The organism is Mesorhizobium sp. 01N446, assembly GCF_056399285.1.
The window spans coordinates 117993-143038 of the sequence record NZ_JBFTRA010000009.1 but is presented as its reverse complement, the minus strand read 5'-3'; the positions used below and the strand labels follow the sequence as shown (position 1 = coordinate 143038).

Here is a 25046-nt window from a genome sequence, read left to right as displayed (position 1 = left end):
CAATCAAAATGCATCGTTACATGGTTCCCATCGCGAACCCTGTGACGGAAAATCGGCCCGCAGCCTGCACGGAGCATCCTTCATGACACCTTTCCATCTCGCCATCCCGGTCCGTGATCTCGATGAAACCCGCACTTTCTATGGCGAGGTGCTGGGTTGCGCGATCGGCCGCTCCTCGGCGACCTGGGTGGACTTCGATCTTTACGGCCACCAGATGTCGGCGCATTTGCGGCCGCAGGCCGCGCAAGCCGCCAGCGATGGCAAGGTCGACGGCATTCTGGTGCCAATCCCGCATTTCGGCGCCGTGCTCTTGATGGATGACTGGCAGCGTCTGGCGACGCGACTGGAGGCGCGCGACGACATAGACTGGCTGGAACGGCCGATGGTCCGCTTCAAGGGCGAGCCCGGCGAACAGGCGACGCTGTTCATCCGCGACCCCTCCGGCAACGCCCTGGAATTCAAGGGTTTCCGCTCGCTGGAGCAGGTTTTCGCGCACTGAGGCCGGCTCAAGAGCCGGCGACCGGCGTCCAGATCACATCCTCTATTTTCTGTGCGCCGGTGGCCAGCATGACAAGCCGGTCGAAGCCGAGCGCGATGCCGCTGGCCTGCGGCATGATGGCAAGGGCGGCGAGAAAATCCTCGTCCAGCGGATAGCGCTCGCCGTAGATGCGCTCCTTCTCGTCCATTTCGAGGATGAAGCGCCGGCGCTGCTCCACGGCATCGGTCAGTTCGCCAAAGCCGTTGGCGAGTTCGACACCGCAGCAATAGAGCTCGAAGCGCTCGGCGACGCGCGCATCACGCGGGCTCGGCCGGGCGAGTGCCGCCTCGGCGACCGGATATTCGCACAGGATGGTGGCGCGGCCGAGGCCGAGATTGGGCTCGATCTTTTCCACCATCACGCGGCTGAACAGGTCGGCCCAGCTGTCGTCGGTCGCCGTGCGCAGGCCGGCTTGAACGAGCGCAGCGTAAAGTGCGTCCCGGTCGGTGCCGCCATCGGCGGCGACCGTGGCCAGGAGATCGATGCCTGCATGGCGGGTGAAGGCGTCCGCCACCGTCAGCCGTTCCGGCGCGGCGAACGGATCGCAGTCGCGGCTCCGGAAGGAGAAGCGCGTCGCCCCTGCCCTCGTTGCGGCCAGGGCCAGCAGGTCGGCGCAATCGCGCATCAGGCTCTCATAGGTCTCGCCCACCCGGTACCATTCGAGCATGGTGAATTCGGGATGGTGCAAGGGGCCGCGCTCGCGGTTACGCCAGACGGCGCCCAAGCTGAAAATCCTGGTTTCGCCGGCGGCGAGCAGCTTCTTGCAGGCGAATTCCGGCGAGGTGTGGAGATAGAGCGGCGCGCGCGTGCCATCCGGCCCGACCGCTTCCGTGACGAAAGCCGCCAGATGCGCCTCATTGCCGGGCGAGACCTGCAGGGCCGCCGTCTCCACCTCGATGAAGTCGTGGGCCGCGAACCACTCCCGCAGCGCGGCCGTCAGGGCGTTGCGCAGCAGCAGGCGCGGGCGGCGGTCGGCGTGAACGTCAGGCGTCCACCAGGGCGAAGCGGCGGTCATGAGCGATTTGAAGGCGTGCCGGCGCGCCTTGGGGGCTGGCGGTTCGCGCCAAGATGCGCTACCAGCGCCGCACAAGCCGGCAAACGCCCACTCACTCTCGCAGGATTTAAAACCGTGGTGAAAGTCATCGCCAGTTCGCTCCGCAAAGGCAATGTCGTCGACAAGGACGGCAAGCTTTATGTGATCCTCTTTGCCGAAAACATCCACCCAGGCAAGGGCACGCCCGTGACGCAGCTCGACATGCGCCGCATCGGCGACGGGGTGAAGGTGTCGGAGCGCTACCGCACCACCGAGCAGGTGGAGCGCGCCTATGTCGAGGAGCGCGAACACACCTTCCTCTACGCCGATGGCGAAGGTTTTCACTTCATGAACCCGGAAACCTACGACCAGGTGGCGGTGAGCGAAGCCGTGGTCGGCGACGCGGCTCCCTATCTGCAGGAAGGCATGCCGGTGCAGGTCTCGCAGTTCAACGGCATCGCGATCGCGCTCGTCCTGCCACAGCGCGCCACCTTCGAAGTCGTCGAAACCGAGCCGACGACCAAGGGCCAGACGGCCTCGTCGTCCTACAAGCCCGCCGTGCTTTCGAACGGCGTGCGCACGGCAGTGCCCCCACACATCGCGCCGGGCACCCGCGTGGTGGTGATGACGGCCGATGGGTCTTATGTGGAGCGGGCTAAGGACTGAAGGGGCGGAGCGTCAGCGAAGCACTATTGCTTGAAGCAGTGTTCGCGGTGCCATTGCAAGAAATGAGGATGCGGGCGCTCGACTTGCCGGCGAGGCGGAAGCGCGTGGCGGGTCTTGTTTACGAACCCTTGCACGCATTCCAGGTCATTGACCTGCCGTGAGATCAGGATTTCCAGGTCGTCGGAGAGGCTGATCAGTCCGCGATCGAACATCCAATGTGCGGTACCTGATAGAGCGAGCCCATTGTTGACGACATCGGGCCCGTTCGCTTCGACGGGTCGAATATGTGCCGCGGCGACTTCTGCCCGACCACCGCCATTTATCAACTTCAGTCCCGTGATCGCGCAGCGCTCATCATAGGCGCGCAAGACGATACGGCGGAAAATGCGGTCCCGTACGATTCGCGATCCGATGTAACTTATGCGGTCACGGCCGTGCTCGAACTGGAATGGCGCCTCTTCATCCTGAAAGCCGGATGAAATGCCGATTTCATCGACGCGTGGCAGCAGCGGCTCGCGGGCATCAAGGCCCAGATCGAGGATGCGGTTGAAGTCGCTCGGGCTGATCGGTCGTACGGCCGATTGAGCGCGACCGGAAATCCGTCCCTGGTCGTTAAGCAGCCCTCGCTCAACAAGCCCGTCCATCCCATTGAATGGAACGGGATTGGCGAAATCGAGGTATGATCCCGGCTCAATCAACGCGAGATACATGCCCGGCGCCACCGGATCAGGGATAACCTGCTGGACTTTGGCTAGGGCGAAATAGCCACGGGTCTCGTCTACTTTGCTAGGTTCGTAGTAGATGATCCAATCGCCAACGCATGCTTCCACACGGCGCAGATACTGGCCGGGGAACTGATATCGCTCAGCGGGGCTGTCATCGTAGATCGAATCTGAGCGATGGATGAAGACCCCGAATCCCATGATCTGCCTGTAGCTTTGGGGATACCTCGGCAAGATGTAGCATCAAAACTCTTAGGAGCCTGTAGCAAAGGGCTCATCCAGTTCGTCCTTTGAGCGAAGAGGAGAACGCCATGAGAAAACTCATCGTCACCGAATTCATCAGCGTCGACGGCATTGCCGAGGTCGAGAGATTGCCGGGCGTGACCTGGAACGACGAGATGAACAGGTTCAAGGAAGATGAACTTGCCGATAGCGGCGCCATGCTTCTGGGACGCACGACCTATGATATTTTTGCCGGCTCATGGCCTGGGGAGACCGGAGATTTTGCCGACCGGTTCAACGCGCTGCCGAAATACGTCGCCTCGATGAGTTTGAAGGCGCTCGACTGGAAACCGGCTGAATTGCTCACAGGCTCTCTGCCGGATGCGGTGAGGACGCTGAAGCAAGGCAGCGGCGGCAATATCTATGTGCATGGCAGCCTCAGCGTCGCGCAGGAATTGCTGCGCCACGGGCTGGTCGACCGCGTCAGGCTGCTCTGCTATCCCGGCGCCGTCGGCCAGGGCAAGCCGCTGTTTGCGCCGGGCGAACAAGTGCCGCTCGAGCTGATTTCGGCCACGCCGTTCAGCAACGGCGTTGTTGCGCTGGAGTATGCGCCGGCGAAGTCGTAGTCGGCCTGCCGCCGCTCACCCGGTCTTCTTCCCTCGCCTCCCCTTGATGGTGGCGCCGTTGCGCGCCTCCACCACCCGCTCCACCTCGCGCTTCAGCTGATCCTTGATATCAGCCGTCTCGCTCATCAGGGCTTCGATCTTCAGGAAATCGAGCACGCGGTATTTTGATACGGCCGGGCGGACCAGTATGTCGGGGCGGCATTGTTTGAGCTTGTTGGCGATGATCGACTGCATCATCAGCTGCGTGGCGCCGAACATCAGGTCGACGGAGGTGGGATGCTTGCGATCGGCCTCTTCCGGCGCGCCGACGACGTCGACGCCGATGATGATGTCGGCGTCGTTCTCGATGAGATCGAAGGGCACGGGGTTGTAGATGCCGCCGTCGATCAGCAGCCTGCCGTCGCGCGTCACCGGGCGGAACACGGCGGGGATGGCGGCCGAAGCGGCAAGCGCTGAGTGCAGGTCGCCTTCGTCGAAGACAGCGAGCTTGTGGCCGAAATAGTCGGTCGCGGTCACCTTCAGCGGGATTTTCAGTTCGGCGAAGGTTTCGGGAATGGCCTCGGGCAGGAACGCCTTCAGGATGCGCTCGACATTGAACTGGCTGACCCGGATGCCATTCTGCATGGCCTCCGCGATCGTGCCCGGCCGCGCGCGCCACATGCGGCTCGCCACTTCGGCGCGGCGGCCGAGGATCGAGCGGGCATAGTCGTGGATGTCCCTGCCGGTCATGCCCGCGGCCATGCCGGCGCCCATGATGGCGCCGATCGACGAGCCGGCGATCGACACCGGCTTGATGCCGAGCTCGTCCAGCGCCTCGATGACATGGATGTGCGCCAGACCGCGCGCACCGCCGCCGCCGAAGGCTATGCCGAAGGTCGGGCTCATCCTTTGCCGGCTCCGGCCAGCGGCGGCCCGACCACCATGATGGTCGGCTCGGCCGTCAGCAGCTTCCTGGCCGCCGCCTTGACCTGATCGAGCGTCACCGCGTTGATGTAGCCGGCACGGCGCTGCATATAGTCGATGCCGAGATCGTCGAGCTGCAATTCGACCAGCGTCGCGGCGATCGAACTCGAAGAGTCCAGATTGGTGATGGCATAGGCGCCGATCAGGTACTTCTTGGTCGCCGCGAGTTCAGCCTCGGTCGGGCCATCCTCCGCCAACTGCCTGGCGACATCGCGCACGATGCCGAGCGTCTCGGCCGCGCGGTCGGAGCGCGTGCCGKTGGTGACGATCAGCGCATTGGCATGGTCCTGGTTGACCAGCGAGGAATTGACGCTGTAGGCCAGTCCGCGCTTTTCGCGCACCTCGGCGAACAGGCGCGAGGTGAAGGTGCCGCCGCCCAGGATCTCGTTCATCAGCACGGCGGGGAAGAAATCAGCCGATTTGCGCTTCACGCCCGGCCAGGCGAGCTGCAGCGAGGTCTGCGGCAGGTCGTAATTGACCTCGAGGCGCTGCGCCAGCTTCGGCTCGACGTCGGCGACGGGAGCGAGCGCCTGGCTTTGCGGCAGGTCGCCGAACACCATGTCCAGCTTCTTCTTCAGCGTCTCGGGATCGATGGCGCCGACCACGGCGACATGCAGGCCGCCGCGCGCGAACACCGCCTTGTGCAAGGCCTTCAGGTCGTCCTGCGTGATGGCGGCGATGCTCTGCCTGGTGCCCTGGTCGGAGCGCGAATAGGGATGGTCGCCATAGATGGCGCGCGCCCATTTGTGCTGCGCCACCGTGTCGGGATCGTTCTCGCTGGCGATGATGCCGGACAGGATCTGGGCGCGGATGCGGTCGATCGGCGCCTGGTCGAAGCGCGGCTCGTTGACCGCCAGACGCAACAGGTCGAAGGCCTCGTCGCGCTGCTCGGCCAACATGCGCATGGAGCCATAGACGCCGTCGCGGCTCTCCTCGAAGCTCATCTCGGCGCCGGCGTCGTCGAGCCTGATCTGGAAGGCTTCCGAATCGAGAGGTCCGGCGCCCTCGTCGAACAGGCCGGTCATCAGATTGGCCAGGCCCTCCTTGCCCACCGGATCCTGCGTCGAGCCGCCGCCGAAGACGAAGCGGACGGCGACGATCGGTACGGAATAGTCCTCGACGAGCCAGGCGGTGATGCCTTTTGAGGAGGTGACCTGCTGGATGTCCATGGCGCGGGCGGCCAGTGCGGGCAGGACCAGGAAGAGGATGGAGAGGACAAGGGTTGCAAGGGCGGTGCGCGTTCTTCCTTGTCCCTTTGTGGGAAAACGGAAAGAGCCAGGGTGCTGGTTCGTCATCATCAATTCCCCGCCTGTTGCTGCGGCAAGAGATAGCCAGTCGTCGAGCGGGCCGGCACCAGGTAGCGCGCCGCGGCGGCCTTGACCTCGTCGGCCGTGACCTTGCGGATGCGGTCCGGCCATTGCTGGACATCCTGCACATTGCCGCCGGTGGCCAGCGTCGAGCCATAGATCTCGGCCATGGAATCCTGCTTGTCGCGGGCAAAGACCATCGACCTGATGTAGCGGTCCTTGGCCTTTTCCAGCTCATCCGGCGTGACGCCGCCGCTGGCGATGCGCGCCACCTCCGCATCGACCGCGGCTTCGACGTCGGCCAGCTTGGCGTCGCCGCGCGGCGCGCCATAGACGGTGAAATTGGTGTCGTCGAGCATGGTGCCCTGGAAATACGCGCCTGCGTTGGAAGCGATGCCTTGCTTGACCACCAGCGCCTGGTAGAGCCGGCTGCGGTTACCGCCGCCGAGGATTTCGGCGAGCAGGTCGAGCGCCTCGGCCTCGCCCGGCTTGGCGGTGTGATAGGACGGCACCACCCATTGTGTGGAGAAACTCGGCACGCTGACGCGGGCGTCGGTGAGCGTGACCGTGCGCTTGGTGTTCTGCTCCGGCTCGACCGGGCGGATGCGCGGCGGCAGGTCCGGCCCGCGCGCCACCTTGCCATAGGTCCTTTCGGCCAGCGCCTTGACCGTCTCCGGCTCGACATCGCCGGCCACGATCAGCACGGCGTTGTTGGGCCGGTAGTATTTGTCATAGAAGGCGGTGGCGTCGGTGCGGTTGAGTTGCTCCATCTCCTGCATCCAGCCGATGACCGGAATGCGGTAGGGCTGGTTCTGCCACAGCGTGGCATCGACTTCCTCGTCGAGCACCGCCTGCGGATTGTTGTCGATGCGCGAGCGGCGCTCTTCGAGGATGACATCGCGCTCGGTCTTGATGACGTCGTCGGTGAGGATGAGGTTGCGCATGCGGTCGGCTTCGAAACCCATCATCTGCTCGAGCGCCGAGGGCGCCACCGTCTCGTGGAAAGCGGTGTAGTCGTAGGAGGTGAAGGCGTTGTTGGAGCCGCCAATGTCGGAGACGGCGCGGTCGAACTCGCCGGCGGCGTGATTTGTCGTCGCCTTGAACATCAGATGTTCGAAGAAATGGGCGATGCCGGATTTGCCGGGCGGCTCGTCGGCGCTGCCGATCTTGTACCACACCATATGGGTGACGATCGGCGCGCGATGGTCGGGAATGACGACCACCTCCATGCCGTTGTCGAGGAGGAAATCCGTCACCTTGAACTCGGCCGGCTTCGTGTCGGGCGACACGGAGCCGTCGGCCAGCACGGGACTGGTCAGCGTGAAGGCCAGCGATGTTGCCAGCAGGGTCGTCCGCAGCCATTCAGCCCTGGATGTCATCAATGGCTCCGGTTTTCTTTTCGAGACGATAGGCAAGGTGCCGGCGACAAGCAAAGTGAATTGTTGTTGCCGGCAAAAGGCGGCGGCAAAGAGGCCGCCGCTCAACGCAGGCGATCAGGCGGCCTCGATGAAGCGGATGATGGTTTCGCCGTAGTTGCGTTCGTCCAGCACCGAAAAGCCGGGGCCTGGTTCGAAGGGAACCGCCGCCGTCTCCTCGACCACGCAGAGCGCGCCGGGGCGCAGCCAGCCGCCGGCCTTCGCCGATTGCAGGGCGCGCTCGCCCAGGCCCTTGCCATAGGGCGGGTCGGCGAAGACCAGGCCGAACGGCGCCAGCGTGCCCGCCTCGCCAAGACCGGTGGCGTCACGGCGAAAGATCTTGGTGCGGCCGGTCAGGCCGAAAGCCTCGACATTGTCGCGGATCAGACCACGGCCTTCGGCCGATTCCTCGATGAAGACGCCATAGGAGGCGCCGCGCGACAGCGCTTCCAGACCAAGCGCCCCGGTGCCGGCGAACAGGTCGAGCACGCGCGCACCGTCCAGATGTTCGGCAAAGCGGTGCGCCAGCACATTGAAGACGGCCTCGCGGGTGCGGTCGGTCGTCGGACGGATGGCGCTGCTGCGGGGCGTCGCCAGCGGACGCCCACGAAACTCACCGCCGACGATTCTCATCTTGTACGGGGACCCTTGGGGCCGCCGCGCGGCCGTTCACCGCCGCCACCGGCCGGACGCTCGCCACGCGAATTGCCGAACGGCTTTGCGCCGCCCGGTTTGCCAGCGGGCTTGCCATAGGCCGGCTTGAACGAGGCCTTGCGGGCCTTGGCCTCCGCCGCCTTGGCGGCGTCGGCTTCCGCCCTGCCCTTGCCGATCGGCCGCGCGCCCGGCGCCATCCAGACATTGGCCTTGCGCTGGCCGGGCGGCTCGATCGGCCGCTGCTCGCGCTCGGGTTTCTTGCCGCCAAAACCGCCGCGCGGCTTGTCGCCGAAGCCACTGCGCGGTTTGTCGCCGAAACCGCCCCTTGGCTTGTCACCGAAGCCGCCGCGTTCGGGCCGGGGCCCGCGTTCGCCAAAGCTCTTTTCCGGCCGCTCGCCCCTGTCGGGACTGGTCGACAGCTTGCCGAGCGCTTCGTCGCGGCTGCCTTCACGGCGCTTGCGGTTCTTGATCAACCCGCCCTCGCCGATCGGCCGGCGTTCGCCGTCGCGGACGAATTTCGGCCGCTCGGCCTCCGGCTCGCGAACCTCGGTGCGCCGCACTGGCTTGTTGGAAAAGGGCTTGGTTATCTCGGCGTCGAAATTGGCGCCGGATTCCTCCACCAGGCGCTCGCCAAGCTGGTCGCGCAGCACGCGGCCCTTGATCTCCAGCACGTGGCCCTCGGGAAGGTCCTCGAGCTGGAACGGGCCATAGGAGATGCGGATCAGCCGCGTGACGTCGAGGCCGAGCGCGCCGAGGATGTTCTTCACTTCGCGGTTCTTGCCTTCGCGCAGGCCGATCGTCAGCCAGGCATTGGAGCCCTGCTCGCGGTCGAGGCTCGCTTCGATGGCGCCGTAGAAGACCCCGTCAACGGCAATGCCTTCGCGCAGGCCGGCAAGCGCGCTTTCCTCGACCTTGCCGTGGACGCGCACGCGGTAGCGGCGCAGCCAGCCGGTGGCCGGCAGTTCGAGCACGCGCGACAGGCCGCCATCATTGGTGAGCAGCAGCAGGCCCTCGGTGTTGATGTCGAGCCGGCCAATGGTCATCAGGCGCGGCAATTCGGCAGGCAGCACGTCGAAGACTGTCTTGCGGCCTTCGGGATCGCGGTTGGTGGTAACGACGCCTGCCGGCTTGTGGAACAGGAACAGGCGCGTGCGTTCGATCGGCGGGATCTCCATGCCGTCGAGATGGATGATATCGCCAGGCATGACGTTGAAGGCCGGCGACGTCAGAGCGCGGCCGTTGACCTTGACGCGGCCGGCGGCGATCAGTTCCTCGGCGTCGCGGCGCGAGGCAAGCCCGGCGCGCGCCAGCCGCTTGGCAATGCGCTCGCCGGCCTCTTCGGTGGCCTCCGGGGCGCGCGGGCGAGGCTTGAAGCCCGCCGATGCCCCTTGGGGCCGGTCACTGAAATCACGCTTGGGGCGATCACCGCCAAAGTCGCGCTTGGGACGGTCGGCAAAATCACGCTTCGGGCGATCGCCGAAATCACGCTTGGGACGGTCGAAGCGCTTTTCACCGCCCTCCACCGATGCGGCAACCGGACGGTCGCCACGCGGCGCATAGGGCTTTCGCGGTCCCTCGCGCTTTTCGTACGGCTTGCGCTCGCCCTCAGTCGCCGTCGGACGGTCGCCACGCGGCGCATAGGGCTTTCGCGGCCCTTCGCGCTTCTCGTAGGGCTTGCGCTCGCCTTCGGCCGCCATCGGACGATCGCCACGCGGCGCGTAGGGTTTGCGCGGTCCCTCGCGTTTCTCGTACGGCTTGCGCTCGCCCTCAGTCGCCGTCGGACGGTCGCCGCGCGGTGCATAGGGCTTACGCGGTCCTTCGCGCTTCTCGTAGGGCTTGCGCTCGCCTTCGGCCGCCATCGGACGATCGCCACGCGGCGCGTAGGGTTTGCGCGGTCCCTCGCGCTTCTCGTAGGGCTTGCCTGCCGGGCGTGGGCCCTTGCTGAATGGCTTGTCGCCGCCCTTGAAGTCGCGCTTCGGGCGTTCGCCCTCGGCGGCCATCGGCCGATCACCGCGCGGCGCATAGGGTTTCTTGGCGCCGAAGGATGGCATGCCACCGGCTCGCGGAGCCGCAGGTTTCTTGCCCGGGCCTTTTTGACGCGGAGATTTCTTGTCGGTGTCGTCCATGTGGCCTTTGTCCGTTTGCGCTGCTACAGCGTGGCGCATCCTTTCGGGCGCGCAACGAACGCTGTAGCACTTTGATTTGGCGCATGATCTTTTCCGAAAATCGAGTCCGATTTTCGGGTTGATGCGCTCCATAACAGGATCGCCGGAGTTTGTCAGGGAAAAGTGGAACCCGGTTTTCCCGGGAAAACAGGATCACCGGAGTTTGTCAGCGAAAAGTGGAGACTGGTTTTCCCGAGAAGACAAACGAAAACCAAAAAGCCAGGAGTGGCGAGGAGATAATCGGAATGGAAACCGCGTGAAGCGGCCGGATTTCATGGCGCTGGCGCTTAAGGAGGCCGAAGCGGCAGCCTTGCGCGGCGAAGTGCCGGTCGGCGCCGTCATCGCCAACGGCAGCACGGTCGTTGCAAAAGCCGGCAACCGCACACGCGAGCTTGCCGACCCGACGGCGCATGCCGAGATGCTGGTCATCCGTGAAGCCTGCGGCAAACTCTCAAGCGAGCGGCTCACCGGCCACGATCTCTATGTGACGCTGGAACCTTGCGCCATGTGCGCCGGCGCCATCTCCTTCGCCAGGCTGCGGCGTCTCTACTTCGGCGCCGCCGACGAAAAGGGCGGTGCGGTGGTCAATGGCATGCGCTTCTTCGCCTCGCCGACCTGCCACCACACGCCCGACATCTATCCGGGCCTGGGCGAGACCGAAGCTGCCCTGCTTTTGAAGGATTTTTTCAGGGAACGTCGCGACTGAACCGCGCCGAGCCGCCCGAAAAGGGCAGCGCGGCCGTTCTTACAGAGACGGCAACCAGTCGAACCAGCCGGACTTCTTGCCTTCCGCCTCTTTCTTCAGACGGCGTTCCTTCTTGTATTCGTCCTCGCCGAGTTCGTTCTGCGGCGCCGTGTCGGCCGCGACACGATAGGCCAATGGCGGCTCGCTCAGATATCTGCGGGTGTTGGGGTCGCCCTGCTTGCTGACGGCAAGACGACGCTGGATCTCCGCGGCGCGGCCCTTGTCGGAATCAGCGGGTGTCCATGCCGGTGGGTGGCTGGAGCCTGAATCCGCCATCGCCTTCTTGACCGAGGCCGGATCGGTCTGCACATCGTCGACGATCTCAGCTTGGTAGCTCGGATCGTTCTGGTGGGCGGTGGCGTCGGCGCGCAGCCGCGCACGGCGCTGCTCGGGCGATTCGGGCCACTCAGCGCTTGCCGATTGGATGCTGTCCTGCGGTGCAGGCAGTGCTTCCTTCTGTCCGGGTGCGGGCTTCACCAAGGTGGGGCGCGGCTTGTAGTCGATCGGATCCTTGCGCTTCGGCGCGAAGGAAACGGCGCCGGTGAGATCGCCCGCAAGCTGTTCGGCAGCGGTCTTGTCGGTGCCGTAGGTTGGAGAGCCCATGCAGCCGGATAGAGCGAGCCCCGATGCGACAATCGGCGCCAGCAGCGCAAGGCGCGCCTTATATCTCTCGGTCATGCCAAAAAGTCCCACTCTAGACAGCCTCTCGATCGCCACCGGTCTTATGACCGGTCCCCATCGTCCAAGCACTTGCGACGGAAATCCGGCGACAATTTGTCTTCCGGAGTTTCGCGTGTTTACCTCAACCGCTCGTTAAGGGCAACGCACGGGCGGATTTGCACCGCCCGGCGTGGCATTTGTGCACTATTGATCTCTTGCATGTCGATTCCCAAAACCGCGGCGCACCCTCGGGTCAGGCCGAGGGCATGCTTTTGGGCGACTTGCACCTAAAGCCGGCCGAGCGCCTTCAGCTCATGCAGAACGGCGGCATCGCGAGCGGAGACATCGGGAAATGCCGGATCCTGCCCGACATCGGCGGTGTAACGCCAGGAACGTGCGCATTTGACGAGGCCCCGATCCTCGGCTTTCTCGACCACCACGGCAACACCCTTGACGTCGTCGAGAGTGAAGGCGCCTCCTGGCGCCTGGCCATGGGTAGTGACGAGATCGCTGGTGATCGCCATCTCGGCCATGTCGACGTCCGATATCGCCGCCTCGAGCGTTGCGTCGTTGATGGTGACGACCGGCACTGCCTCCAGCGAGGAGCCGATGACCTTCTGGGCACGCGCGATCTCGAGCGCGCCGGTGACGACGCGGCGCACCTGCCGCACCTTGCGCCATTTTTCCGCCAGCGCCTCGTTCTTCCAATCCGCCGGGATGTCCGGGAACTGGTCGAGATGCACCGACACTGCATCGGGATGCCGGTCGAGCCAGGCCTCTTCCATGGTGAAGGGCAGCATCGGCGCCAGCCATTTCACCAGGCAGTCGAAGAGATGGCGCACCACCTGCACCGAGGCCTTGCGCTTCACGCTCGACGGCGCGTCGCAGTAGAGCGCGTCCTTGCGGATGTCGAAATAGAAGGCCGACAGCTCGACCACCATGAAATCGACGAGCGCGCGGGTGATGCGCTTGAACTCGAAGGCGTCGTAGCCCTGGCGCACCACCTCGTCGAGCTCGGCCAGCCGATGCAGCATCAGCCGCTCCAGCTCCGGCATCGCTTGCAGCGGCACGGTCTCGCCATCGTCATGGGCAAGCGTGCCCAGCATCCAGCGGATGGTGTTTCTGAGCTTGCGGTAGGCATCGATATTGGTCTGCAGCACGTTCTTGCCGAGCCGCTGGTCTTCCCAATAGTCCGTCGTCACCACCCACAGGCGCAATATGTCGGCGCCCGACTGCTTGATGACGTCCTGCGGCACCACGGTATTGCCGAGCGACTTTGACATCTTGCGTCCGTCCTCGTCCATGGTGAAGCCATGGGTGACGACGGTGTCGTAAGGCGCCCTGCCCCTTGTGCCGCAGCTTTCGAGCAGCGAGGAGTGGAACCAGCCGCGATGCTGGTCGGACCCTTCGAGATAGACGTCGGCCGGCCATTTCAGGTCGGGACGGTCCTCCAGCGTGAAGACATGCGTCGAGCCCGAATCGAACCAGACGTCGAGGATGTCCATCACCTGCTTCCACTTGGAAGCATCATGGTTGCCGAGGAAGCGCTCCTTGGCGTTCGCGGCGAACCAGGCGTCGGCGCCCTCTTCCTCGAAGGCGTCCATGATGCGCTGGTTGACCGCCTCGTCCTTCAGAACGTTGCCGTCCTCGTCGGCGAAGACGGCGATCGGCACGCCCCAGGCGCGCTGGCGCGACAGCACCCAGTCGGGGCGCTCCTCGATCATGGCGCGGATGCGGTTCTGGCCGGCGGCCGGCACGAAGCGCGTGTCGTCGATGGCCTTCAAGGCCCGGCTGCGCAGCGTCGTGCCGTCGCCGAGGTCCTTGTCCATGTAGACGAACCATTGCGGCGTGTTGCGGAAGATCACCGGCTTCTTCGACCGCCAGGAATGCGGGTAGCTGTGTTTCAGGCGGCCGCGCGCGAAGAGCGCGTTACGCTTGATCAGCTCGTCGATGACGGCCTGGTTGGCGTTTCCCTTCTTGCCATTGTCGTCGATGACACGCGCGGCCCCGCCCTCGCGATCCGGGCCGAAGCCAGGCGCGTCCCTGGTGAAGAAGCCGGCATCGTCGACGGTGAAGGGGATGACGGTGTCGATGCCGCGTGCGCGCAGCTGGGGCGCGGCGTCCATCCAGGCGTCAAAATCCTCGCGGCCGTGGCCGGGCGCGGTGTGGACGAAGCCGGTGCCGGCATCGTCGGTCACATGCTCGCCCGCGACCATCGGCACCGGGAACTCGTAACCGCCGCCGAGACCCTTGAAGGGGTGCGAAAGCACAAGATTTCCGAGCTGTTCGGCGCTGACGTCGTGAAGACGCTTCAAGGTGACCTTGGCCTTGGCCTGGCTGTCCTCGGCCAGGGCGTCGGCGAAGATCAGCTTCTCACCCGGCTGCGGGCCAAACGCGTTCTCGGCCGCCGTCACCTCGTAGAGGCCATAGGCAACGCGCGGCGAATAGCTGACGGCGCGGTTGCCCGGGATGGTCCAGGGCGTGGTCGTCCAGATGACGACATGGGCGTCCAGCAGATCCAGCGACCGCCCGCTGAGGTCCGGATTGAGTTCCGCCGGCTGCCCGTCCACGACATTGGCGACGACGAGGTTGGCCACCGGAAACTTTGCCCAGATCGTGTCCGACTCATAGTCCTGGTACTCGATCTCGGCCTCGGCCAACGCGGTGCGCTCGACGACGCTCCACATCACCGGCTTCGAGCCGCGATAGAGCTGGCCCGACATGGCGAATTTCAACAGCTCGCCGGCGATGCGCGACTCGGCGTGGAAAGCCATCGTCGTATAGGGATTCTTGAAGTCGCCGATGACGCCAAGCCGCTGGAACTCACCGCCCTGCACGGAGATCCAGTGCGCGGCGAATTCACGGCATTCCTTGCGGAATTCGTTGACCGGCACCTCGTCCTTGTTCTTGCCCTTGGCGCGGTACTGCTCCTCGATCTTCCACTCGATCGGCAGGCCGTGGCAGTCCCAGCCGGGCACGTAGTTGGAGTCGTAGCCGCGCATCTGGAACGAGCGGGTGATGACGTCCTTGAGGATCTTGTTCAGCGCATGGCCGATATGGATGTTGCCGTTGGCGTAGGGCGGGCCGTCATGCAGCACGTATTTCGTGCGGCCGGCGGCACTCTCACGCAGCTTGGCGTAGAGGTCCATGTCCTGCCAGCGCTTGACCAGCACCGGCTCCTTCTCGGGCAAGCCGGCGCGCATCGGGAAATCCGTCTGCGGCAAATAAAGCGTCTTGGAATAGTCGATCGTTTCAACAGTGTCGGTCATTGATCTGCCATCTGCGTAGCCCCGTCGGCACAAAGCCCGGGCGTTGAGGTCTTTGATTGACGCCTATCGTTTTCCCAAAACCGGACCCACTTTTGGGCGATATGCGTCGATGTTCTGAAAAAAGCGCGAGGGGCGCGCGCGAAACTCCCGGCGGTTCCGGCGGCGCTCAGGCCACCCGGAACACCGGGCCAGTAATTCGTATCGCGATCGCGAAAAGGCGCGAAAAGCTCATCATGGCGTGGCTTTTAGCGGAGATGGACGCAGGAATAAAGCGTCTCGTTCGATTCGCCTACATCTTGAAGTCGAAGCGATAGGTGGTCGACACACCGACCATGAACTGGTTGCGGTCGCCGCGCTCCCTGACCAGGCTGGAATCGGCCGCCGGCCCCTCCAGGCGCGAATATTCGCCGAACAGGCTGGCGGTCATCGGATCGGTCACCTTCCAGGTCACCGCGCCGCCGAAGCCGACGGATTTCAGGCCGCCGCCAGGATTGTACTGGCTCAGGCCCGAGGCCACGGCTTCCTGCGCATTGACGCCATAATAGGCGTCGAAATAGTTGGCCGAAGCGAAGGACACGCGCGGGCCGCCCGAAATCCTAACGGTTGGGGTCACATCGTAGAAGGCGTCGGCGGCGATATCGGCGACAAAGCCGTTGTGAGCACGGATGCCATGCCGCAATTCGGCACGCGCGCGCATCCAGTCCGTCGGATAGAATTCGAAGAAGCCGCCGACTTCGCCGCCCCAGCGGACAGGATCGAGCCCCTTGAGTTCGTCGTCGCTGCTGCGCGAAAACAGGAACTTGCCGGTCAGGCCGGCGCGAACGCCGCCATCATCGACCAAAGCCAGCGAAATGTTGTCGTTGCGCGAGGTGAAGCGTGCCTGGGGGCCGGCCTTGCCCAGGGATATGATGGGCTGGGCGCTGAGCATGTATTTCTTGCCGCCCTCGAAATTCGGCGCGACGAGGCCAGTGGCGCCAACCGTCAGATACCAGTCGCCGGACAGCCAGCCCAAGGGACCGTCACCGGCCTCGGCCGCGGAGGCGCCCAGCAAGGAGGCGGTCAGAAGCAGCGGAATCGCCCGGACAATACGCATCGATACCCCTTACGCGAAACACGCCGGAACAAACACCCGGCATCGCTCAAGCCATGGCGCCAGTTCGGTAAAATTTGACTTAACATCCGTAACAGTTGCGTCGGCCAACCTTGTGTCCGGCCACGCCGGATCAGGCGCGGCGCGGCGCGGTCGGCAGGTCCAGCAGCCCTCTCACGGTCTTGCTGCCCTTGCCGACAATGCGCACCGATCCGTCGTCGCCCACCTCCACCGTCGCACCGTTGGCAAAGCTTAGCGACCAGCCGTCGCCCCTGGCGTTGCGGCGGCGGTCGGTAAGCTCGATACCGGCAGCGGTGACAAGGGCGACGATCCCGTCAGCGTTCATCGCTTTCCTTCCGACACGGGCCTTCAATTGAGGTCGAGCCCGGCGGTAAGATCGCCGAGCGGCGGTTCACCATGCACCGCAACGGCCCTGTCGCGAACCACGATGCCGTGCAGCACCGGCAGTTCGAAGCGCTCCGTGATGAAGCGCAGGATCGAAGTCGTGTCGTAGGGCGTCTGATCGACATAGCCGTGCTTGGCGAAGGGCGAAACGATGATGGCGGGGACGCGTGAGCCTGGCCCCCAGCGGTCGCCCTTGGGCGGAGCTACGTGATCCCAGATGCCGCCATTCTCGTCATAGGTGACGACCACCAGCATATGCGGCCATTGCGGGCTTTTCTCCAGATGGGCGACGACGTCGGCGATATGGCGATCTCCGGCTTGGATGTCGGCATAGCCGGAATGCTCGTTGAGATTGCCCTGCGGCTTGTAGAAGGAAACCTGTGGCAGGGCGCCGTCGTCGATCGCCTGGATGAAGCTAACGCCGCCCAGCCCACCGTCACGCAGATGTTCGCGCCTGGCTTCGGTGCCGGGCGCGTAATTGGCATAATAGTTGAACGGTTGGTGGTGGTACTGGAAATTCGGAACCGGCGCGTTGTTGCCATGGTCGAGCGTGTACTGCCAGGCGCCCGAATACCATGCCCAGGTGACGTGCTTGAGGCTAAGCATGTCGCCGATGGTCGGCTCCGTCTGGGGCGGCAGCGTGGTGGGCTTGGACGGATCCGCAAGGAGCCTATCGCCGCCAGGCGCCGGATCGTTGCCGCTCGGTTGGTAAGGCGGCTGCATCGTGTTCACCGCGTGGAAGTCCGGCGTCAGATTGCCATCGGAGACAAATTTCGGAATGCCGTCGCGCGCCGATTTCGGCGAATTGTCGGCGATCTTCAGCGCTGTGCCGCTATCATCCGTCACCGAAATCGATGGTTTGGCCGGGCTCTTGTCGGCATCGGCGTAGTAAGGCGCGCAAGCGCAGATCAGCCATTGGTGGTTGAAAAACGAGCCGCCGAACCCACCCATGAAGAAATGATCGGCCAGCACGTATTTCTGCGCGACCGCCCACATGTCGGTCTTGGAAGCGTCCCAGTTGCTCATCGGCATGGCGCCTGAATCGGCCCAGGCAACGAACATGTCGTTCTTGCCGCCGTTGATCTGCATCTGGTTCTGGTAGTAGCGATGCCAGAGATCGTGCGTCGTGACGCTGAGCGGCACGTTGAAACCCTTCGGGTCGTTCACGGTGAACGGCGCGTTTGGAAGGTGCTCGGTCATCGCCTGCGTCACCGGCGGCGTGACGCCCTTGGCGGTCAGCCCGTCCCACACCGGCGGCAGTTCGGACAGCACCGAGCCGTCACGGTCGCGCTGCTGCAGGCTTTCCTGGCTGGCTTTGTCGATGCCTTCGGCACCGGGAAAATGGCCATAGAGATTGTCGAAGGCGCGGTTCTCGGCGAAGATGACGACCACCGTTTCTATCTTGGCGATGCCATCCGGCGGATCGCCGGGCTGTGCTGCGAGTGCGCAAGCCGCAGTGGCAGCGAACAGGGCGAGAGTTGAGGAAAACAGGGCGAGTCCGTGGGATCGCTTCATTGTCATACCTCCCTGATGCAAAGCCGGATGACACCAGCTTCGCGGCGCCTTTGCAATAGCCACCGCGCTGGACGGGTAGTGCCATTGGGATTACCTTCCTTTCAACCGCAGGATGCGCGGCCAGATGTGAAGGGAGACGGATCATGACCTTGCAAGGCGATGCCCTGAAAGACGCGATCGGCCGGACGCGGGACAAATGGGGATGGTTTGTGGGGCTCGGCGTGCTTTTGCTGATCTTCGGCGGCATTGCCTTTGGCAATCTGTTCATCGCCACGGTCGCCTCGGTCTATGTCGTCGGCTGGCTGATGCTGATGGCCGGCATCATCGAGATCCTCCATGCTTTCGGGGTAAAGACCTGGAGCCGCTTCTTCTACTGGCTGCTCAGCGGGCTGCTTTACGCCATCGCTGGCTTCTTCGCCTTCGACAATCCGCTGCTGGCCTCGGCGGTGCTGACCTTCCTGCTGGCCGTTGCGCTCGTCGCCTCCGGCGCGCTGCGGGCCTGGGTCGGCTACAGCCACCGTCCGGAACAGGGCTGGGGCTGGATCGTCGCGGCAGGCCTCATCAGCGTGCTTGCCGGCCTGATCATCGCCATGGGTTGGCCGGTCAACAGCCTGTGGGTGCTCGGACTGTTCCTGGCGATCGACCTGATCTTCCAGGGCTGGAGCTTCATCGCGATCGGACTGGCGCTGAAAAAGTAAGTCAGAAAGCAATGGCCGCGTCGAGCTGCGAAAGCGGCTTGACGCCGGCGAGCAGCGCACTCGCCTCGGCTTCATCGCGCTTCATCTGCACCACCAATGCATCGAGGCCGTCGAATTTGATCTCGCTGCGCAGGAAGCCGAAGAACGAGACCTCGCAGGTCTCGCCGTAGAGATCGCCGGAAAAATCGAAGACGAAGGTTTCCAGAAGCGGCGCGCCATTGTCGTCGACGGTCGGGCGCCGGCCAAAGCTGGCTACACCATCATGCAACGTGCCGTCGGCGCGGCGGAAGCGGACGGCATAAATCCCTTCCTTCAGAGTCGCTTCCGGTGAAAGCCTCATGTTGGCAGTAGGAAAGCCCAGCGTGCGGCCGAGCTGCTGGCCGCCGATCACTTCAGCCTCGACCGTGAAGCGATAGCCGAGCAGGCCGGCAGCCTCGGCCACCTCGCCATCGCAGAGCAAGGCCCGGATCCGGCTTGACGAAACCACCTCCGCGCCCTCGTCGCGAAAAGCGTCGACGAGCGTGACGCCAAAGCCATGGCGTTCGCCGGCCGCCATCAGATAGGCCGGTCCGCCCTGGCGGTCCTTGCCGAAATGGAAATCGAACCCGGTCACCGCGTGGGTGATGCCGAGCGTCCTCTCCAGCACGCCGGTGACGAAGGCTTCCGCCGACAGCGCGGCAAAGTCGCGCGTGAACGGTTGCTCGACGAGCGCGGCAAAGCCCAGCAAGGACAAGAGCCGCGCCTTCATCGGCGGCGGCGTCAGCACGAACAACGGCATGTCGGGCCTGAAGACCTTCCGCGGGTGCGGTTCGAAGCTCAGCACCAGGGCCGGCACGTCACGCCGCACAGCCTCGGCCAGCGCCCGTTCAAGCACCGCCTGATGGCCACGGTGGACGCCGTCGAAATTGCCGATCGCGACAACGCCGCCACGCAAGTCGGCGGGCAGTGGCGCCGTCGCGGTGAGATGCTGGAAGCCTACCATCACCACCTACTGCAGTCTGACCATGACGGCCACGGGACGATAGCCGTGCCGCTCCAGGAAGAGCCCGAGCTTGGCCGGATCCGGCCGGGATGCATCGCCGTAGTCGCGGGCATGGATGCCGCCGGAGACATAGAGAACGTCGAAACCATTGTCGGCCGCGCCCTTCACATCGGTCATCATCCCATCGCCGATGGCCAATATCCGGGAACGCTCGACCGGCCGGCCAAGCACCTCCGCCACCTCCTTCATCGCGAGATCGTAGATCGGTGCGTAGGGCTTTCCCGCGATCAACGTGCGGCCGCCGAGCTGGGCATAGTCGCGCGCCAGGGCGCCGGCGCACCAGATGATGCGCTCGCCCCGCTCCACCATGATATCGGGATTGGCGCAGATGAACGGCAGGTTCCTGGCCCGCAACCGGCGCAAAAGGTCGGTATAATCCTCAGGCTTCTCGACCTCGTCATCGAACAGTCCGGTGCATACGACGCCGGCGGCCTCGAATTCCTCGACGAGCTCGACATCGAGACCGTCATAGAGGGTGAGATCGCGGTCGGCGCCGATGTGGAAGATCTTGCGTGGACCTTCGGCGATCAGGTCGCGGGTCACATCGCCCGAGGTCACGACACGGTCGTAGGCTGACGGCGGAACACCGATCACACTCATCTGGGCCACGACATCGGCGCTGCGGCGTGGCGAATTGGTGATGAGAACAACGGGAATACCGGCAGCCCTTGCCCTGGCCAGCGCCGCCGCGGCCGCCGGAAAATGCCATTCGCCATTGTGCACCACGCCCCAGACATCGCAAAGAATTGCCGAATAGGCTTTGCAGACGTCTTCGAGCGAGCCGACGATGTCAGGCGAATTCGCCATGCCGTTTCCTTCAATATGAGCGTTGCGAGTGCCGTGGCCGACGGTTCGCCGCAGCGGATTCGAATTATCCGAACCGATCCATGCTGTCACCAGCTTTCACCGGGAGATCGGCGCGAAGGCCACCCGCGCGCCCGATCGGGAGCATCCGCCGGCGGCCAAAACCGCGACTGTACAGCGTTTGGTTAACGCGCGTTGAAAGCCCGGCTCGATCTTGGACATATTACGGCAACCTGAAATTTAACGATTTATGACAGTGTCTCGACCGATAATCGATTTGGCGGGGGTAGTTTGGTGCAATGATCCGGAGATTCGGAAGCGATCGGCGTGGCAATTATGCACTCATGACGGTCCTCGCCACGGTACCAATCATGGGCGGCCTGGCGCTCGGCGTCGACTATACGGAAATGACGCGCCAGCGACAAAATGCCTTGAACGCCCTGGACGCCGCCGGCGTCGCCACTGCCCAGCAGATCGTTGCCGGCGCCAGCGACGCCGACGCCAAGGCGTATGCCAAGAATTTCTTCGAAGCCAATCTCGCGCATATCGATCCAGCCAACACCACGCTGGCCGTGACGCTGCCCAACAACAACGCGGGCGGCGGCACCTTGAAGCTCTGCAGTACCTTGACCTACAAACCCTACTTCCTGCCGACGGCAAAAATGCTGGTGGGCGGCAGCACCGCCAACAGCGACATCAGCTTCGGCGCGTGCTCGGAAGTCCGCCTGAAGAATACGCTGGAAGTGTCGCTGGTGCTCGACAATTCCGGCTCGATGACGGAACTCGGCAAAGGATCCAACAAGGTACGGTTCGACCTCCTCAAGGATGCCGCCAAACAGCTGGTCGACCAGTTGGCTGGCCAGGCCCAGATGATGAAGCAGGTCACCAAGCCGGTCCAGTTCAGCCTGGTTCCCTTCGCCGCGTCGGTCAATGTTGGCCCCGGCAACGCCTCGGCATCCTGGATGGACACCACCGGGATTTCGCCGATCCATCATGAGAATTTCGACTGGGCGAGCATGAGTTCGACCTATTCGTCCACCAAGTACGCCCAGAATATCGCCGGCGTCTGGTACGCCAAGGGCACCGGTTGGGACGCAACCCAGAAGGACCAGCCGCTGACCCGCTTCTCCATCTACAACCAGATGAAGCGCACGGCCTCGGCCACCTACGTGGCGCAGTTCAAATGCACCTCGACCTATTCCAACGGCTCCTGCAAGACCTGGCAAAGCGGCTACAACTATACCTATGGAAACGTCGCTTCCTGGGGCGGCTGTGTCGAGTCGCGGCCTTATCCTTACAATATCGACGACACCGCGGCGGCGACCGGGACGCCGGCGACGCTGTTCGTGCCCATGTTCGCGCCCGATGAAACCGATCTCACCGACAGCAACATCCCGGCTCGCCCCGCCAACAACAATTGGATTGCGGACGGGTCGTCGGGCAACAGCGCGGCACGCCAGAGCTATATGCCGAAATATTTTACCGACCCGGGCACCACGGTTACTCCAGCCTACGGCATGGATGCCGGCCCCAATACGAGTTGCAGCACCACGCCTATCACGCCGCTGACCGATGTTTCCACGACGGCCGGTGCGGGCGCGGTCAAGTCTGCGATCGACGCCATGGCTGCGGATGGCGCCACCAATGTGCCTGAAGGCATGGCATGGGGCTGGAGGAGCCTTTCCAGCGCTGCCCCGTTCACCGAGGGCAGACCCGAGACAGAAAGAGGCAACGACAAGGTTCTGATCGTCCTGACCGATGGTGCGAACACCTATTACACACCAACGTCGGTGACGGCCCAGACCTACTCTGGAACCAACTGGAACTATGGTGGAAACGATCTGGCGGGCAGCAAAGCCATCTATTCGGCGCTGGGCTACATCGTGCCGTTCAGCAACGCCTACAGCTATGGTCGGATGTTCCTTGGCACCAGCGGCAGCGTCAGCAAGACCGACTATTCAAACGCCAACTACACCAAGGCGATGAACGAGTACTTCACGACGTTGTGCAACAATGCCAAGGCCGCCAACATCATGGTCATGACCATTGCGCTCGACCTCGATGCCAATAAGGCGGCGGAGAAAACACAGATGGATGCGCTGAAGGCCTGCTCGTCGGATTCCCGCTTCAGCAAGGATCCGGCCGATCCGAGTAAGCCGATGAAACTGTTCTGGAATTCGACCGGGGCGACACTGTCCGACGATTTCAAGGCGATCGGCAACGAACTGTCCAACCTGCGCATCGTCAGCTGATCGACAGGTTCCGCTCGCGAGAACGCCCTGCCCCGACAGGGCGTTTCGCTGTTGGACCGGGTCGGGCCGCAGGCTTGCATTGGTTAGCGGTTGGTGAAGCGCCAGCCAAGCAATAGAGCGGTTTCCCAAACCCGTCCTTCAGCGTTTTGTGAAAAGCTGGCGTCAATCGAGAATCCGCCGGCGGGGGCCGCTGCAAGACATGCTTGAACTTTGGCGTCAGTTCCGCCGCGACAGGCGCGGCAACTATGCACTTATGACTGTCGTGGCGATGGTGCCGCTGATGGGCGGCCTGGCGATCGCGGTCGACTTCACGGAAATGAACCGCGAAAAGCAAATGGTGACGAATGCGCTCGACGCCGCCAATTTCGCCACGGCGCGCCGGCTGACGGAAGGCGCGACCGACGACCAGTTGAAGGCTTATGCGCTCGACTTCTTCAATGCCAATTTGAACGATATCGATCCGGCCAGCGCGACGCTCAACGTCACCTTGCCCAGCAGCACCAGCGGCGGCGGCCTGATGACAATGACGGCGCAGCTTGCCTACAAGCCCTATTTCTATCCTGGCTTCGCCCAGATCGTCGGCAAATCGACAATCGATGCGAACCAGAATATCACCTTCAGCGTCACCTCCCAGGTCAGGCTGAAGAACACGCTGGAAGTCGCCCTGGTGCTCGACAATTCCGGATCGATGACCACGCTCGGCACGGGCTCGGGCCAAAAGCGCATCGATCTTCTCAAGACCGCGTCCAAGCAGCTTGTCGACACGCTGGCCCAGCAGGCGGTCATGATCAAGCAGGTCGACAAGCCGGTGCAGTTCGGCCTCGTGCCCTTTGCCGCTTCGGTCAATGTCGGCCCCGCCAATGGCAACGCATCGTGGATGGACACGGAGGGCCTGTCGCCGGTGTCGAACGAGAATTTCGACTGGTCGACGCTGAATGCGGCCAACAAATACGCCCAGCAGACCAACGGCATCTGGTACAAACGCGGCACCGGCTGGGGCAGCGAGGAAGGCCAGACGCTGACCCGGTTTTCACTCTACCGGGACATGAAGGTGGTCACCAACCACGAGCGTGTCGTCAACAGCAAGCGGGTGGTTTGCGACGAGTACAATTCGAACAACACCTGCAGACGCAGCCACGACGAATATGACTACATCGATTCCTACGGTCCGTTCGCCAGCTGGCAAGGCTGCGTGGAGGCCCGACCCTATCCCTACAACGTCAACGACGCTTCGCCGTCCGGTGGCTCGGCCAACACCGGCATAGGCGTCGGTGATCCGGCAACGATGTTCGTGCCGATGTTCGCCCCGGACGAACCCGGCAATCACTGGAAGCTCACGCAGGACCCCGACGAAGCCGCGCCTGTGACCTACGGCGCGGTGAACAGCTGGTGGAACGACGATCCTACGAGCAGCACCGGTCAATCGCGGCTGCGCAACATGGCCAAGTATTTCCAGCCGCGGCCGATCGATGCGCCGGCCCTGCCCGCCGGCAACGGCCCGAACTACAGCTGCACCACCAACCCGATCACGCCGCTGACCGATGTCAGCGTGGCCGATGGAGCCACCTCGATCAAGGCGGCGATAGACCTGATGCAGCCGAATGGCGGCACCAATGTTCCAGAAGGCCTGGCGTGGGGCTGGCGGGTGGTATCAAGCGGCGAACCGTTCACGCAAGGGCGCCCGGAAACGGAAAAGGGCAACGACAAGGTCGTGATCGTGCTGACCGACGGCGCCAACACCTACTATACGCCGTCTTCGCTGGGCTATTCGGACCCCGCCAACTCGAAATCGACCTACGCGTCCTACGGCTATCTCAACCCGGGTTACAACGGCACCTCGGTCGGGCGCATGTTCATGGGCACATCGAGCGCCATCGGTCAGTTCGACTATTCGAACGGCAATTACACCAATGCGCTCAACGAGCAGATGGCAACGCTTTGCAACAACGCCAAGGCGGCCAACATCATGGTGATGACGGTGGCGCTCGATCTGTCTACGACCAAGGCCAGCGACAAGCTGGCGATCGACGCGCTGAAATCCTGCTCGTCGGACTCGCGCTTCCGCAAGGACCCGACCGATCCGAGCAAACCGGCGAAGCTGTTCTGGAACGCGACGGGCGCCAGCCTGTCGAACGATTTCAAGGAAATCGGCAACGAACTGTCGAACCTGCGGGTGGTCGGCTAGGCACATCCCATCGGGGTCACTTTCGGCGACATGACCCCGCCCTGGCGCAACGCCTGGTCCCGGCAAGCCC

General features: G+C 63.8%; 21 protein-coding genes. 7 read left to right on the top strand and 14 right to left on the bottom strand.

What is annotated here, in order from left to right; all coding sequences use genetic code 11:
- Window positions 1-82: 82 nt before the first annotated feature.
- Window positions 83-499 carry a VOC family protein gene (locus tag AC1DPX_RS28285; protein WP_477240740.1) on the top strand — a complete coding sequence of 139 codons (417 nt, stop codon included), beginning with the start codon at window positions 83-85 and terminating at the stop codon, window positions 497-499.
- A gap of 7 nt (window positions 500-506) precedes the next feature.
- On the opposite strand, the gene epmA is transcribed toward AC1DPX_RS28285, so the two are convergent.
- Window positions 507-1553: an EF-P lysine aminoacylase EpmA gene (gene epmA / locus AC1DPX_RS28280; protein ID WP_477240738.1), complete on the bottom strand. Its 1047-nt coding sequence runs from the start codon at window positions 1551-1553 to the stop codon at window positions 507-509.
- Between the two features lie 114 nt (window positions 1554-1667).
- Here epmA and efp point away from each other — a divergent pair, with 114 nt between their 5' ends.
- Entirely contained in the window at window positions 1668-2237 is a 570-nt protein-coding gene (gene efp / locus AC1DPX_RS28275; RefSeq protein ID WP_115145366.1) for an elongation factor P, read from the top strand.
- Between the two features lie 23 nt (window positions 2238-2260).
- Here efp and AC1DPX_RS28270 read toward each other — a convergent pair whose 3' ends face one another.
- Complete coding sequence (locus AC1DPX_RS28270; RefSeq protein ID WP_202354876.1) at window positions 2261-3160, bottom strand: HNH endonuclease; 900 nt, start codon at window positions 3158-3160, stop codon at window positions 2261-2263.
- 110 nt (window positions 3161-3270) lie between these two features.
- On the opposite strand from AC1DPX_RS28270, the gene AC1DPX_RS28265 reads away from it, so the two are divergent.
- Window positions 3271-3807: a dihydrofolate reductase family protein gene (locus tag AC1DPX_RS28265; protein ID WP_477240736.1), complete on the top strand. Its 537-nt coding sequence runs from the start codon at window positions 3271-3273 to the stop codon at window positions 3805-3807.
- Window positions 3808-3822: 15 nt separating this feature from the next.
- On the opposite strand, the gene AC1DPX_RS28260 is transcribed toward AC1DPX_RS28265, so the two are convergent.
- The 5 genes from AC1DPX_RS28260 to AC1DPX_RS28240 form a co-directional block, all read right to left on the bottom strand.
- The gene (locus AC1DPX_RS28260; RefSeq protein ID WP_477240734.1) at window positions 3823-4692 is read right to left on the bottom strand and encodes a patatin-like phospholipase family protein; all 870 of its coding nucleotides are present in this window, start codon (window positions 4690-4692) and stop codon (window positions 3823-3825) included.
- On the bottom strand, window positions 4689-6065 hold the full coding sequence (locus AC1DPX_RS28255) for a M16 family metallopeptidase (RefSeq protein WP_477240732.1): 1377 nt from the start codon (window positions 6063-6065) through the stop codon (window positions 4689-4691). Before AC1DPX_RS28255 ends, AC1DPX_RS28260 begins: the two co-directional genes overlap by 4 nt.
- 2 nt (window positions 6066-6067) lie before the next feature.
- On the bottom strand, window positions 6068-7456 hold the full coding sequence (locus tag AC1DPX_RS28250; RefSeq protein ID WP_477240730.1) for a M16 family metallopeptidase: 1389 nt from the start codon (window positions 7454-7456) through the stop codon (window positions 6068-6070).
- A 114-nt stretch (window positions 7457-7570) separates the two neighbouring features.
- A complete protein-coding gene (gene rsmD, locus AC1DPX_RS28245; protein WP_202354881.1) occupies window positions 7571-8125 on the bottom strand; it encodes a 16S rRNA (guanine(966)-N(2))-methyltransferase RsmD in 555 nt (184 codons plus the stop codon).
- A complete protein-coding gene (locus AC1DPX_RS28240; RefSeq protein WP_477240728.1) occupies window positions 8122-10272 on the bottom strand; it encodes a pseudouridine synthase in 2151 nt (716 codons plus the stop codon). The genes rsmD and AC1DPX_RS28240 overlap by 4 nt, the downstream gene beginning before the upstream one ends.
- A gap of 295 nt (window positions 10273-10567) precedes the next feature.
- Between AC1DPX_RS28240 and AC1DPX_RS28235 the strand changes: the two genes are divergently transcribed.
- Window positions 10568-11017 carry a nucleoside deaminase gene (locus AC1DPX_RS28235; protein ID WP_477240726.1) on the top strand — a complete coding sequence of 150 codons (450 nt, stop codon included), beginning with the start codon at window positions 10568-10570 and terminating at the stop codon, window positions 11015-11017.
- A gap of 39 nt (window positions 11018-11056) precedes the next feature.
- Here AC1DPX_RS28235 and AC1DPX_RS28230 read toward each other — a convergent pair whose 3' ends face one another.
- The 5 genes from AC1DPX_RS28230 to AC1DPX_RS28210 form a co-directional block, all read right to left on the bottom strand.
- On the bottom strand, window positions 11057-11734 hold the full coding sequence (locus tag AC1DPX_RS28230) for a hypothetical protein (protein ID WP_202354884.1): 678 nt from the start codon (window positions 11732-11734) through the stop codon (window positions 11057-11059).
- Window positions 11735-12003: 269 nt separating this feature from the next.
- Window positions 12004-14985 carry an isoleucine--tRNA ligase gene (ileS, locus tag AC1DPX_RS28225; RefSeq protein WP_477240724.1) on the bottom strand — a complete coding sequence of 994 codons (2982 nt, stop codon included), beginning with the start codon at window positions 14983-14985 and terminating at the stop codon, window positions 12004-12006.
- Between the two features lie 289 nt (window positions 14986-15274).
- Window positions 15275-16078, bottom strand: a complete 804-nt coding sequence (locus AC1DPX_RS28220) for a MipA/OmpV family protein (RefSeq protein ID WP_477240722.1) — start codon at window positions 16076-16078, stop codon at window positions 15275-15277.
- A gap of 130 nt (window positions 16079-16208) precedes the next feature.
- The gene (locus tag AC1DPX_RS28215; protein WP_477240720.1) at window positions 16209-16421 is read right to left on the bottom strand and encodes a hypothetical protein; all 213 of its coding nucleotides are present in this window, start codon (window positions 16419-16421) and stop codon (window positions 16209-16211) included.
- Window positions 16422-16444: 23 nt separating this feature from the next.
- Window positions 16445-17995 carry an acid phosphatase gene (locus AC1DPX_RS28210; RefSeq protein WP_477240718.1) on the bottom strand — a complete coding sequence of 517 codons (1551 nt, stop codon included), beginning with the start codon at window positions 17993-17995 and terminating at the stop codon, window positions 16445-16447.
- 143 nt (window positions 17996-18138) lie between these two features.
- Here AC1DPX_RS28210 and AC1DPX_RS28205 point away from each other — a divergent pair, with 143 nt between their 5' ends.
- A complete protein-coding gene (locus AC1DPX_RS28205) occupies window positions 18139-18693 on the top strand; it encodes an HdeD family acid-resistance protein (protein ID WP_202354889.1) in 555 nt (184 codons plus the stop codon).
- A gap of 1 nt (window position 18694) precedes the next feature.
- On the opposite strand, the gene AC1DPX_RS28200 is transcribed toward AC1DPX_RS28205, so the two are convergent.
- A complete protein-coding gene (locus AC1DPX_RS28200; RefSeq protein WP_477240716.1) occupies window positions 18695-19675 on the bottom strand; it encodes a bifunctional riboflavin kinase/FAD synthetase in 981 nt (326 codons plus the stop codon).
- A 6-nt stretch (window positions 19676-19681) separates the two neighbouring features.
- Window positions 19682-20542: a TIGR01459 family HAD-type hydrolase gene (locus AC1DPX_RS28195; protein ID WP_202354891.1), complete on the bottom strand. Its 861-nt coding sequence runs from the start codon at window positions 20540-20542 to the stop codon at window positions 19682-19684.
- A 296-nt stretch (window positions 20543-20838) separates the two neighbouring features.
- On the opposite strand from AC1DPX_RS28195, the gene AC1DPX_RS28190 reads away from it, so the two are divergent.
- Window positions 20839-22791 (top strand): TadE/TadG family type IV pilus assembly protein, encoded by a 1953-nt coding sequence (locus AC1DPX_RS28190; RefSeq protein ID WP_477240714.1) that lies wholly within the window; start codon window positions 20839-20841, stop codon window positions 22789-22791.
- Window positions 22792-22990: 199 nt separating this feature from the next.
- The gene (locus AC1DPX_RS28185) at window positions 22991-24976 is read left to right on the top strand and encodes a TadE/TadG family type IV pilus assembly protein (protein WP_202354893.1); all 1986 of its coding nucleotides are present in this window, start codon (window positions 22991-22993) and stop codon (window positions 24974-24976) included.
- The last annotated feature ends 70 nt before the right edge of the window (window positions 24977-25046 follow it).